Source organism: Thiorhodospira sibirica ATCC 700588 (genome assembly GCF_000227725.2).
GTDB lineage: Bacteria > Pseudomonadota > Gammaproteobacteria > Ectothiorhodospirales > Ectothiorhodospiraceae > Thiorhodospira > Thiorhodospira sibirica.
In genome coordinates, this window is sequence record NZ_MU255057.1 from 43,357 (window position 1) to 54,681 (window position 11,325).

General features: G+C 55.3%; 14 protein-coding genes. 9 read left to right on the forward strand and 5 right to left on the reverse strand.

Annotation, left to right across the window (positions count from 1 at the left end):
- The first annotated feature begins 153 nt into the window (after positions 1-153).
- From iscB to tmk, 4 genes are all read left to right on the forward strand, one after another.
- Positions 154-1,503, forward strand: a complete 1,350-nt coding sequence (gene iscB, locus THISIDRAFT_RS13680; RefSeq protein WP_040853187.1) for an RNA-guided endonuclease IscB — start codon at positions 154-156, stop codon at positions 1,501-1,503.
- Between the two features lie 26 nt (positions 1,504-1,529).
- Entirely contained in the window at positions 1,530-2,009 is a 480-nt protein-coding gene (gene ybaK, locus THISIDRAFT_RS13685; RefSeq protein WP_006788543.1) for a Cys-tRNA(Pro) deacylase, read from the forward strand.
- Between the two features lie 224 nt (positions 2,010-2,233).
- A complete protein-coding gene (gene zipA / locus THISIDRAFT_RS13690; protein ID WP_006788544.1) occupies positions 2,234-3,181 on the forward strand; it encodes a cell division protein ZipA in 948 nt (315 codons plus the stop codon).
- 77 nt (positions 3,182-3,258) lie between these two features.
- On the forward strand, positions 3,259-3,888 hold the full coding sequence (gene tmk / locus THISIDRAFT_RS13695) for a dTMP kinase (protein WP_006788545.1): 630 nt from the start codon (positions 3,259-3,261) through the stop codon (positions 3,886-3,888).
- 128 nt (positions 3,889-4,016) lie between these two features.
- Here the strand turns inward: tmk and THISIDRAFT_RS13700 are convergent, their stop codons facing one another.
- A complete protein-coding gene (locus THISIDRAFT_RS13700; RefSeq protein WP_006788546.1) occupies positions 4,017-4,451 on the reverse strand; it encodes an Hsp20/alpha crystallin family protein in 435 nt (144 codons plus the stop codon).
- 290 nt (positions 4,452-4,741) lie between these two features.
- Between THISIDRAFT_RS13700 and THISIDRAFT_RS13705 the strand changes: the two genes are divergently transcribed.
- Positions 4,742-5,971 (forward strand): amidoligase family protein, encoded by a 1,230-nt coding sequence (locus THISIDRAFT_RS13705; RefSeq protein ID WP_139064086.1) that lies wholly within the window; start codon positions 4,742-4,744, stop codon positions 5,969-5,971.
- Here THISIDRAFT_RS13705 and THISIDRAFT_RS15420 read toward each other — a convergent pair.
- Together THISIDRAFT_RS15420 and THISIDRAFT_RS13715 are read right to left on the reverse strand one after the other, a co-directional pair.
- A complete protein-coding gene (locus tag THISIDRAFT_RS15420; protein WP_083824665.1) occupies positions 5,864-6,112 on the reverse strand; it encodes a SwmB domain-containing protein in 249 nt (82 codons plus the stop codon). The two genes, THISIDRAFT_RS13705 and THISIDRAFT_RS15420, sit on opposite strands and share 108 nt — an antisense overlap.
- Positions 6,093-7,205, reverse strand: a complete 1,113-nt coding sequence (locus THISIDRAFT_RS13715; RefSeq protein ID WP_006788548.1) for a SwmB domain-containing protein — start codon at positions 7,203-7,205, stop codon at positions 6,093-6,095. The genes THISIDRAFT_RS15420 and THISIDRAFT_RS13715 overlap by 20 nt, the downstream gene beginning before the upstream one ends.
- Between THISIDRAFT_RS13715 and THISIDRAFT_RS13720 the strand changes: the two genes are divergently transcribed.
- Positions 7,194-7,388 carry a hypothetical protein gene (locus THISIDRAFT_RS13720; RefSeq protein ID WP_139064087.1) on the forward strand — a complete coding sequence of 65 codons (195 nt, stop codon included), beginning with the start codon at positions 7,194-7,196 and terminating at the stop codon, positions 7,386-7,388. The two genes, THISIDRAFT_RS13715 and THISIDRAFT_RS13720, sit on opposite strands and share 12 nt — an antisense overlap.
- 458 nt (positions 7,389-7,846) lie before the next feature.
- Here the strand turns inward: THISIDRAFT_RS13720 and THISIDRAFT_RS13725 are convergent, their stop codons facing one another.
- Together THISIDRAFT_RS13725 and THISIDRAFT_RS13730 are read right to left on the reverse strand one after the other, a co-directional pair.
- On the reverse strand, positions 7,847-9,040 hold the full coding sequence (locus tag THISIDRAFT_RS13725) for a DUF4347 domain-containing protein (protein WP_006788849.1): 1,194 nt from the start codon (positions 9,038-9,040) through the stop codon (positions 7,847-7,849).
- A 152-nt stretch (positions 9,041-9,192) separates the two neighbouring features.
- Positions 9,193-9,669: a helix-turn-helix domain-containing protein gene (locus THISIDRAFT_RS13730; protein WP_006788850.1), complete on the reverse strand. Its 477-nt coding sequence runs from the start codon at positions 9,667-9,669 to the stop codon at positions 9,193-9,195.
- A 245-nt stretch (positions 9,670-9,914) separates the two neighbouring features.
- On the opposite strand from THISIDRAFT_RS13730, the gene THISIDRAFT_RS13735 reads away from it, so the two are divergent.
- From THISIDRAFT_RS13735 to THISIDRAFT_RS13740, 3 genes are all read left to right on the forward strand, one after another.
- A complete protein-coding gene (locus THISIDRAFT_RS13735; protein ID WP_246585430.1) occupies positions 9,915-10,751 on the forward strand; it encodes a transposase in 837 nt (278 codons plus the stop codon).
- Positions 10,745-10,972 carry a hypothetical protein gene (locus THISIDRAFT_RS14995; protein ID WP_246585431.1) on the forward strand — a complete coding sequence of 76 codons (228 nt, stop codon included), beginning with the start codon at positions 10,745-10,747 and terminating at the stop codon, positions 10,970-10,972. The genes THISIDRAFT_RS13735 and THISIDRAFT_RS14995 overlap by 7 nt, the downstream gene beginning before the upstream one ends.
- A gap of 25 nt (positions 10,973-10,997) precedes the next feature.
- A partial coding sequence (locus THISIDRAFT_RS13740; RefSeq protein WP_246585432.1) for a transposase occupies positions 10,998-11,325 on the forward strand: 328 nt, incomplete at its 3' end.

Sequence of the window (11,325 nt, forward strand, 5' to 3'; positions counted from 1 at the left end):
GACTCTGGAAGGTTGGGATCATGCTGGCGAAAGGTAAAACGCCGAAGGTTTTAGCCGCCGCGCAAGCGGGAGCCGGTGATGCACATGCCCGAGGGGAGCGAGCCGCAAGGTTTCGTCACTAGGCCCGTAAGGGTATTGATATGGGAGAATACGATGGCCGTGTTTGTTTTAGATAAAAAGCAGCAACCGCTGATGCCCTGCTCAGAAAAGCGGGCGCGCTTGCTCTTACAGCGCAATCGTGCCGTGGTAGTGCGGTTGCATCCCTTCACCATCCGCCTAAAAGACCGCATCGGCGGGACGGCGCAACCCCTGCGCTTGCAGCTTGATCCGGGTAGCAAAACGACCGGCCTGGCGTTGGTGCGTGAAGTAGAAAATATAGACCCTGATACCGGCGAAGTGCGCAGCGAAGCAGTCGTGCTTTGGTTGGGTGAACTTACCCATCGCGGCGCTGCCATCCGTGACGCATTGACCGCACGCCGTGCCATACGCCGTAACCGCCGCAATCGCAAAACCCGCTATCGTGCGCCGCGGTTCCTTAATCGCGCTAAACCTAAAGGCTGGCTACCACCTAGCTTGCGGCATCGCCTGGAGACAACACTGAGTTGGGTAAAACGCCTGCAACGGCTGGCACCGCTCACCTGCATCCGTCAAGAGCTGGTGCGCTTCGATACTCAAGCCATGCAAACACCGGAAATCAGCGGGGTTGAGTATCAGCAAGGTGAACTGGCTGGTTATGAACTACGCGAATATCTGTTGGAGAAATGGCATCGCACCTGCGCTTATTGTGGTGCAAAAGATGTCCCGCTGGAAATTGAACACATTATCCCGCGCAGCAAAGGCGGATCAGATCGTGTTAGCAATCTCACGCTGGCTTGCACCCACTGTAATCAACAGAAAGGCAATCAAGACATTGATGTCTATCTTAAAGATAGGCCGTCAGTGCTGCGCCGCATTCAGACCCATGTCAAAACCCCGTTGCAAGATGCCGCTGCCGTCAATGCCACTCGCTGGGCGTTGTTCAATCATCTCAAAGCAACGGGCTTACCCGTAACTACCGGATCGGGCGGGCGCACCAAATACAACCGCCGCCGCCTAGAGATACCCAAAACCCATGCACTGGATGCTGCCTGCGTGGGTGAAATAGACGCGCTCCATGGCTGGAACAGACCCGCGTTGGCTATCAAAGCCACCGGGCGCGGCAGCTATCAACGCACCCTGCTCTCCCGCTTTGGCTTCCCGCGTGGCTACCTGACCCGCCAGAAACGCATTAAAGGGTTTCAGACGGGGGATCGTGTCATTGCCCAGGTTGCGACGGGCAAAAAGGCAGGAACCCATAGCGGGCGCGTCGCGGTACGCGCATCAGGAAGTTTCAATATCCAGACCGCGCACGGCGTGGTTCAGGGTATTTCCCACCGCCATTGTCGTGTGGTGCAGCGCGCTGACGGCTATGGTTACACCTTTCAACCTCAACCCAAAACGGAGGAAGCGAGACGGGCGGCTTAAAGGCCGGGGTTTCTCGCGCAAAGCGGATGACACCAGCCATCGTGCAACTCAACAAGGCAGCCATCCCCTACACGCTGCACGAATACGTCCACGATCCGGCCACTCAGGCCTATGGGCAAGAGGCCGCCGACAAACTCGGCCTGCCCGCCGTGCGGGTATTCAAAACCTTGGTGGTACAACTCGATACTGCGGCACTGGCGGTGGCTGTGGTGCCGGTCGCCGCCATGCTCAACCTCAAATCCTTGGCCCGCGCTGCCGGGGCGAAAAAGGCCGGCATGGCCGACAAGACACTGGTCTCGCGCACCACAGGCTATGTGCTCGGCGGGGTCAGTCCGCTGGGTCAGAAAAAACGCCTGCCAAGCTATATCGACCACTCGGCCCAGGATTTTTCGACGATCTTCGTCAGCGCCGGTCGCCGAGGTTTACAGCTTGAGCTTGATCCCCATGCACTGGCGCACCTGCTGCAAGCCCGCTTTGTACCACTGTGCGCGGAGCAGGCGCCCTGACACACCGTGCGTGCCTTTATCAGCGCGCTGGTCAGATCATGGACAGCGAAGGGATTTTTGTTGCGGCGCATTAGATGGCATGGCTAGAATGCAGCTGGCGCGGATGCGCAGATTGTGGCGGGCAGTACAATGCTAGCCGCTTATCCCCCACCGCCGGTGGGATTTTTTTCGTATTCAAAGACCAAAAGCCCTGTGGCTTTGAGATTGTTGATAGCAGGTGGTATATGGACTCTTCCCTACGTTGGCTCTTGCTGGGCATTGGCCTGTTGATCATGGCTGCCATTTATCTGGTGGGCTGGTTGCGCCGTGTAAAAGAAAAACGTGAGCATGACGATGCGGCGTTGCCTGCAGCTGACGAAAGCGCACAAGTCCACATCAAGGCCAGCGACGGGCGGCGTGAGCCGGTGCTGGGCGATGCTCCGCTTGAGCGGGAGCCAGAACCGGTTGCACCGGTGACGGCTAAATCCAAGCCTTCCATCTTGGGGCGACGACGGCGCTCTGATGCCGACGAAAGCGCGGCTGCGCCGATCGTCAGGGCCGCAGCGAATCCGGCACCGGCGGCGACAGATCCCGATGCGCCCGCCATCAAAATCCAGATCAAGGCCCGCGCCAAGGTGAAGCCTAAAGCCGCAACCCCTGACCCTGTCGCACCGACACCAGGGCGCAAACCCCTTGCGCCTTCGCCACCCCCGCGAGAGATCGGAAAAGCGCCCACCGTAGGTATCACGCGACAAGAGCCGGAAAAGATTCTGGCGCTGCATGTCAGTGCCCATTTGACCGCACACTTTCATGGTGCGGATATTGTGCGAGTGTTGCGCCAGCAAGGGCTGGAATATGGCGAGATGAACATTTTTCATCGCATGGTCGAGCATCACCAGCAGCGCATGACCTTGTTCAGTGTCGCCAGCATGGTTAAACCGGGCGCGCTCAATCCCTACGAAATGGCCACCTTCACCACCCCAGGCTTGGCCTTGATCTTACGTCTGCCGGGGCCTTGGGATGGGGTCATGGCCTTTGATGCCATGCTCGTGTGTGCCGAGGAACTGGCTGATGAACTGGGCGGATTATTGCTTGATCAGCATCGTGAAGTCGCCAGCCGGCAGGTTTTGGATTACACCCGCGAAGAAATTCGCTCCTGGGAACTGCGCCTGCAAAGCAGTGGTTATGCCTAAATGATGGCCTTTTCACACATTGGTGGGCGGACTTGACGGCACCACAGACCTTAACAAACCCTTTAGGCGAATCCGGCATGACTGCACCCTTGATCACTCTGGAAGGCATTGAAGGTGTTGGCAAAAGCACTCACCTTGCAGGGGTGCAGCAGTACTTGCAGCGCTGTGGCGTCAGCGTCGTCACCACGCGAGAACCCGGCGGCCCGCCGCTTAGCGAGGCGGTGCGTGGCTTGCTGTTGTCTACGGATTACCCGGCCATGCATGCCGATACCGAACTGCTGTTGATGTTTGCGGCCCGTGCCGAGCACCTGCGCCACACCATCGAACCCCTGCGGGCCCAGGGAACCTGGGTGTTGTGTGATCGTTTCACCGACTCAACCTATGCCTATCAGGGCGGTGGGCGGGGAATTCCCCTGGCGCGCATTCAAACCCTGGAAGACTGGGTACAAGGCCCGCTCCGTCCGGATCTCACCCTATGGCTGGATGCCGAGGTCAGCACGGCGTTGCAACGTACCCAAAAGCGCGCAGCGGCGGATCGCTTTGAACAGGAAACCCTGGCCTTTTTTGCCCGCGTGCAAGCCGCCTACCAACAGCGCGCCCACGCCGAACCCCACCGCATCATCCGCATTGACGCCAACCTGCCCCTGGCACAGGTACAAGCACAAATCATCAGCTGCCTTAGCCAGCGCTTCCCCGCGTTGGCATAAAAGTATCCGATCGTTTTATCCGCATTAAAAACGGCGGGCGCCAATGTAACGCCCGCCGATCTTGCACGTTTTTGGTTTTTTGGTGCCGACAAGCGATGGCTTGCCCGGCATTGTCGGTATTGCTATGTTTATCCTTCAACCTGAATACGGCGAGGCTGGATTTTCTCCTGTTTGGGAATGCGCACCTCTAAAACGCCGTTGGTGCTGCGGGCACTGATTTTGTCCGCATCGGCAGTATCCGGCAAGGAGAAGCGGCGATAGAAGCTGCCTCTGACCCGCTCGACCCGCTTGAAGTTTTCCTTTTCTTCGACATTTTCATAGCTGCGTTGGCCACTGATGCTCAATATCCCGTTTTCCATGTGGATCTCAATGGCTTTGGGATCGACACCGGGGACATCGGCATAGAGAATATAGGCATCTTTTTCTTCGCGGATATCCACTGCTGGCACCCAATCGCTGGTTGCAGCACTTTCCTCAGCGCCGCCTTTACCGCTGTAAACCCGGTCCAGTTCACGAGTCAGTTGATTGATCAAACTCCAAGGTTCATAGCGCATCATCGTCATGGTAATCACCTCTTGAAATATCTCAATAAACACTGTGTTGACTGGGAATATCATCTGTTTTTGCGACAAGCGGCATCGCCACGATACCGCTCTGACATCCCCGGTTAGCGCTTAGATAGGGGCAGGCAAAAATTTTTCAAGGGTGCCTCGGAACAGCTCAATGCCTTTGAGCTAGTGGTTTAAAAACGGGTAGCTCTCCAAATGGTAGTGTTGAATGGGGTAAGATATAGAGGTGATGGGTTCTAAAGCGTAAAAAGCCATGCGGTGTCATTCAGAGAAGGTGATTAAAAATGGCCGTATCCATAACCACACGCCGACCATTTCGCCCGTATCTTGATCGATTGCTAAGCAATAAGGTCCGGATATTCTCCGGACTTTGCTTGTCGGTATTAAAGATCACTGCCGTCAGGCAACATCTCAGGAAAAAAGCCTGTACTTTTGAAATCACTCACTATAAATGGAGGACGCGAACAGGGCCGATTGATCGTGCTGTGCATGATGGTTGCGCTCGCCGCGATGGAATAATGAGAACTGCTTACCTACGCATGCCGCCAAACCTAGTTACTGATGAGGGTCAACCTCGTCGCGTTGGCATAGAAATCGAGTTTAACGGCCTATCTTTAGCCGATGCCATTGCGCTGGTTGCTGATCAAATCAACGGGACTATTGAGCATACCGGGCGCTATGATGCGCGCATTTGCAACGATCCTGCCGGTGACTGGCGGGTTGAGATCGACTTTGCTCTGCTAAAAAGACTGGGACGGCGCGACCGTAACAGCGAGGATTTGAGTGAGACGATTGAGGATACCATCGAACATCTGTTGCTTCGCGTGTCCGAGCCACTCGTTCCGCTGGAAATTATCAGTCCACCGTTGCCACTGGAGCGTCTTGGCGAAGTTGAAGCGCTAATTAAAGCCTTGCGTGATGCGGGTGCCTGCGGTACCCACGACCACCCATTGCATGCCTTTGGGCTGCAATTTAATCCTGAGTTGCCCAGCTTGGAAACATCGGTCATCGTAAGGTATTTCAAAGCATTTTTGTTGCTGTCTGATTGGTTAAGTCAACGCTGTGCTGTGGACTGGACACGCCGCCTGACCTTTTTTGCCGATCCTTTTGCAAGGGACTACCTGCGTCACGTGATTGATCCGGGCTATTGGCCCTCGCAGGATCAGTTGATCGACGACTATCTTGCTGCCAATCCTACGCGCAACCGGGCGCTGGATTTACTGCCGCTGTTTGCCTATCTGGATGCCGAACGTGTCAGGCAGGTGGTCACTGATGAGCGTGTCAACGCCCGCCCGACACTCCATTACCGGCTACCCAACAGCGATATTGATAATCCTGACTGGGGTTTGCATGTGCCCTGGAATGACTGGATCATCGTCGAACGACTCGCTGGAGAGCGGCAAACATTAAATGCACTGGGGCAAGCATTGGCAGATTGGCTTGACCGTGGGGCGGATGCGGATGATCGCACATGGGCGCAAAGCCTGAAAGGTTGCGGCATCATTGCCTGCTAAGTCTTGGGTAGCGTTTGGATCATCGCCTGCGGTTGGGTCGGTGTAGGACACTGCAACGGATTCACCGTATGGAATGGGCGTTCCCAGTGTAAGAACAACCGTAGAGCCAATTACGCTAACGCTATCGACGGGATAAGGCACCCCCGCCCACCATCACACTGAAATCACCGGATGCTGCGGTATGGGTTGCATCCAGCAGCTCATCATAGGTTAAGAAAATCCGAGTGCCATCGGTGCTGGTTTCCGCATTTAGGAGTACTGGTGGTGTGGTGTCGGCGGGCGCAAAGTCCACGGTGAGGTTGGCCGTGGAATGTACGTTACTCAAACCGGGTTCATACAGCTTGACCGTGAAGGGGCGGGTGCCGGAGGTGGGTGCAGGAGAAGCGGTGTTTGAGTAAACCAGCGCATCCAGCAACAACTCCACTCTGGCCGAGGTCATGGGGATGGTACTGTTGGCGGTGTTCAGCACCAGCGTCCAATTTCCGCTACCCGTGCTGAACAGCGAATAACCAAAGCTTTCACCGCCCAGCGTGAATGCGACATTCGTCTGCCCGCTTGCCGGCCAAGTCAAACCACCGATGTTGTTAATGGCAATGGGATTGGTGTTGTTGCTACTATCAAAGAGGGTGAGCGAGTCGGTACCGGTGAAGTGGTTTTTGTTGAAAACAATCTCTACCTTGCCAAAGGTCTCGATTTGGTGTTCACCCACCAGTTGTCCTCCCAAGGCATTTTTATCATTGATGCCTGTGGTGAAGGTCATGGCATTTGGAGCCGGGTCAAAATTGACGGTGCGGTTAACACCTGCTGCCGGGCCGTTCAAATCCAGGGTTAAAGGGGTAGGTGCATTATTAGTAACCGGCGTTGCTGGCAGCGATACCGCATCATTACCTGCCCAATCCTGAATAGCACTTGCATCATTTCCGGCTGTAGGGTCTGTGTAGGCGACGGTTACACTTTGACCTTCAGTAACCGGACTCACCAGCGTCAACTCAACTGTCATGCCTGTGACTACAACATTTGTAACTGTGCGTTCCTGACCATCGACCAGCACTGTGAAGGTGCTTGCAGCGGGCTTGCCGCCAACTGTATTCATCAGGTTTTCGTTATAAGTCAGGATGATCTTGGTGCCATCGCTGCTGGTTTCGGCGCTTTGGAACACCGGCGGTGTGGTATCCGGAAACACCACCGTGAACCGTGCCAAATCGCTGGCGCTTTGGTTGGTTTGCTCAAACAATCTGACATCGAAAAGGCGGTCGTTGCCTGTGGGGGTGCCCGCAGCGCCTCGGCTTGTCCGGCAATGACACCGGTTTGGCCCTGCTCAACAAAAGTGACGGTGGCGACACCGCCCGTGACGCTGATGGAGCAAAAAACAGTTCTTGATTTTTTCTTCATTCTTCATCAAAATTTCCTACTGTAGATAGGTTATCTACAAGCGCGAAGGTTTCGCGTTCCATGGTCGGGGTCGAAGTCGAATCGCAAAGTTGTTCTCTGTTCAGGATGAACGCCGAGGCCACTTTTATGGCGCAAGCTGGGTTTCGACGGCTGAAACCGCCCATGTTGCCGGTGTTGACCGGCCATTCGGTTGGGACTGCTCAACCAGGACTCCAGTTGCTCGCCCGCAAGGGTGTTATCAACGGAGAGCGAAGTGCCTAAAAATCGCATAAGCAACTTTGTTTAGGTTTTTAGGAGCAGTAAGTGAAGTTGTGCCCACCTGCCTGGAAATTTACAGGCGAAGAAGTGGCCGAAGTGGTGCCAAGGTTGCTGACTATCGTAACAAGGGTGCTGGCGATACCCAAGGATTCACTGTTGCCATCGACAAAGTTAGCTAAGGTAAAGCTGACTTTCAGCTCTCCCAGCCGGTCTGCTGGATTTAGGTCAGGAATGTTGACGGTGTTGGATGCCGTGAACGTCATAGCATCCGTAGCAGTTTGGAAGTTGATGGTGTGCCAAATGCCCTCTGTCACCCCCCATCTGATTGCCGGGGCCATTCAAATCCACCGTTGGCGGCGTTGCCTGCTGCCCAAACAGTACGGTAAAAGTGGTTTCTGCTGGATTCTGATTGAGTGAATCGGTCAAGTTCAGAGTAAAAATACGATTGCCGCCGGTTGGGAATTGCTTTGTGTTGGTGTAGTAAATGTTGTCGAGAATGAATTCAACCTGGTTAGCTGTCAGGCTTCCACCATCGCCTTTGAAGGTGATGGTCGCAATATCACCCACCACGGCAATGGAATACAAGTAATCGTCACTGCCCACTGTGAAAGCGATGTCGCTTCCAGTTGCTTCGGTAGCTCCTGCGTTCCAAGTCAGCGTTACCTCACCCAGTTTTAACAACTCATCATGTTCATCCGTGAAAGCTGTTTTATCAAAACTGATCCGCAATTCGCCGTAATGAGTCAGCCCTCGGCTATTGGCTTCTTCGACAGAATGTGTGAAGAATGCAAGGTCATGAAAGTTCGGGCGAGCGTCCGCCATGTAATTCACTTCATAACTGGTGATTTCTGGCGTATCAAAACCATCCAAATCCAACTCAGGGCCACCATTAAGCACCCCCCGCCATTCATTTAACGCCAGTGGCTGACTGTGCAAGGTGGCTGGCATCACATCCAGCACCCAATCACCACCTAAATCCGTGTGCCCCACCTTGTGGCTGGCGGCGGCAATCTTCAAGCCGGTTTTGGTTTGTAATGCGGCTACCAACGCACGACCGGTATCGCCTTGCGCGACTTCACAGCCGTAAATCAGCCATTCGCCATCCGGTGCCATAGACTGGCGCAGGCTTCCCAGCAAGTGGGTGTGTTGTGGGAGGGTATCCAAACACAGGGTGTGATGGCCTAAAAAAATAGCACCGGGTGCACCGTGGCTGATTAAGTGCAGTGTTTTTAAGCCGGGGTAGTGCGCCACAATTTCTGCCAGTTGGGTGATGGCATCGGCAGTGTCATCCAGTAGGTGCACATAACCACCAAGGGGCAGTGCATCCAGCAGTGATGCTTCGTTGCTCAGCACCGCATCAATAACAATGACTTCCTGATCAACGGCATGCAGTGAAATGGGGTGGTTTGGGGTGTGCATATCAAAGCTCCAGATCGATGACAAAAATCAAGGGAGCCAGTCTATTGATTGGTGGGTTCTTGATATACCTCTAAAACGAAATCCGCTTACACAAAAAACGAAATTGCGTGTTTTTTTGGGTCAATGCTTGAGTAGTGTTGCTTGGCACGTTGCTATTTTTTCTGGCTGCGACTGGCCATGAATTCCGACGGCAAAACGCCGTAGCGTTCGCGGAAATAGCGGGAAAATTTGGATTGAATGGAAAAATACAATTCCGCTGAGAGTTTGGCGAGATTGATATCGTTTTGGCTCTGCAACAAGTATTGGTAGGAATAATCCAGTTTGCGGTTGCGGATATACGCCATCGGCGAACAGCCGTGGCGCTTGAGGCAGGCGTATTGCAGAGCACGCGCCGAAACGCCGAGCATCCGCTCGATTTCGGTCAGCGCCACAGGTTTTTGAAGATGTTCTTCAACATAGCGCTCAAAAGCCGCCAGGGTGTCCACGCGCTGCGCCGCTAGATAATCCGTTTGCTTCAGGAACACTTCCGGCTGTAAGGCCATCGCTAATAAACGATAGACCTGATCATTGAAACCGGCGGCTTGCAGCAGAGCGGCATCACCGGCGAAGGCATCAATTTGCTGGATCAATTGTAGGAACAGTTGCCGTAAATGGATCGGGCCATAGTGGAGCTTGACGGTTCTTAGAATGGGTTTGCGTCATCGGTAAGCCCTCGCCGCCTTGCATGATCAGGCTGACTTGGTTCAGACGGTTCAGGTCAAAGGTGATGTGCCTTGCCACCTATCACTTTTATGGCAAACTTTGAGGGTTGGCTGAACTGAGGTCATGGGGGAGGGCATGGGAAGCATCAAACACTTGGCAGAAGAGGTGGAACGTGGACTGCGCAAAGCCGCATCCGGGGCTGCGCCTGACGGTGGTGAGGAAACTGTCGCTGGTGGTCGGAGCGATGATCGAAGCGCAAACCGCCAACACGGTGGAGTTGAGCAATGTGTTGCCGCTGGAGACCGAGCGCCAAGACATGCGCGAACAGTGGTTGAGACGGTTGCTGAAGAACCCGTTGGTGTGTCCAACCGAGATCATGCAGCCGTTGGCGATGGCCGAACTGGCGCAGGCGGCCCGTCACGATCAGACGGTGTGCCTGAGTCTGGATCAAACCGATTTGGGGGATCGGATGGCGTTGCTGGTGTTGGCCTTGCGCGTGGGCGAGCGGGCGTTGCCGTTGGTTTGGTGGGCCAGGCAAGGCGCGGCGAACATCGGCTGTGCGGGCCAGAAAGCCCTCCTGGAGACGGTGTTGGCTTGGCTGCCGGCTGGGGCGCGGGTGCTGCTGTTGGCGGATCGGTTCTACCCATCGGCGGCGTTGTTCGCGTGGTTGCATGCGCACGAATGGGGCTACCGGTTGCGCTTGAAGGGGAATCTGCGGGTGGACACCGGCGTGGCGGAGACCACGACCGGGGATTTGGCCAAGGGTGTGCGGGAAGGATATTTTCCGGGTGTGCGCCTGTTCGCCTCTGGGGTGGTGACCCACCTGGGAATTGTGCATGAATCCGGTCATCCGGAGCCGTGGATGATTGCCATGGATGCGATTCCGACCCGGGCGCGCGTACTGGTGGGGCATCGAGCCGATGTTCTCCGACGTTCAAGGGGGCGAGGAGTTTGGCTTGGGGGGATTCGCACCTGCGCCCTGCGGATCGTTTGGAACGCCGGGTGTTGATCATGGCCTTGGCGATGTATGGGTGTGTGCGCATTGGGCGCGAACAGGCGTGTCACCCTCCGACCCCGCTCGAAAAAAACCAAGCACAGGACGATCCGAACCTCTGGAGCTTCCGCAAGCTTGCCCGCAGCCTGGTTTCGTGGTTCACACGTGGCTTGCGCTACCTGATGCGCTGTCTGCAAAACGACCTGCCGCTGCCGGCTTTTCGTGCCCGTGAGTAAATTGATAGGTGGTAAGATTTGCCCCATGGATCAGATGAGCTTTGCTGACATTGAGTCCCAGAATAAGAAGCGCAAGACGCGACGTGAGCTGTTCCTTGAGCGAATGGACAGACACATTCCCTGGTCTGTGCTGGTCAAGAAGCTCAAGGTGCATTACTCCAAGGGGCGCGTTGGCCGTCCTCCATATCCCTTGGAGATGATGCTCCGGATTCATTGCATGCAGCGGTTCTACAACCTCAGTGATCCGGGGATGGAAGACGCGCTCTACGAAATCGAGAGCCTGCGCCGATTTGCAGGTCTGCGCCTTGGTGACCGGATCCCCGATGAAACACCCATCCTCAACGTTCGCCATT

Excerpts from the sequence above, each read along its gene's own strand:
- tmk (WP_006788545.1), top strand. The coding sequence starts at position 3,259 with ATGACTGCACCCTTGATCACTCTGGAAGGCATTGAAGGTGTTGGCAAA.
- THISIDRAFT_RS13725 (WP_006788849.1), bottom strand. The coding sequence starts at position 9,040 with ATGCACACCCCAAACCACCCCATTTCACTGCATGCCGTTGATCAGGAA.
- iscB (WP_040853187.1), top strand. The coding sequence starts at position 154 with ATGGCCGTGTTTGTTTTAGATAAAAAGCAGCAACCGCTGATGCCCTGC.
- ybaK (WP_006788543.1), top strand. The coding sequence starts at position 1,530 with ATGACACCAGCCATCGTGCAACTCAACAAGGCAGCCATCCCCTACACG.
- THISIDRAFT_RS13705 (WP_139064086.1), top strand. The coding sequence starts at position 4,742 with ATGGCCGTATCCATAACCACACGCCGACCATTTCGCCCGTATCTTGAT.
- THISIDRAFT_RS13700 (WP_006788546.1), bottom strand. The coding sequence starts at position 4,451 with ATGACGATGATGCGCTATGAACCTTGGAGTTTGATCAATCAACTGACT.
- zipA (WP_006788544.1), top strand. The coding sequence starts at position 2,234 with ATGGACTCTTCCCTACGTTGGCTCTTGCTGGGCATTGGCCTGTTGATC.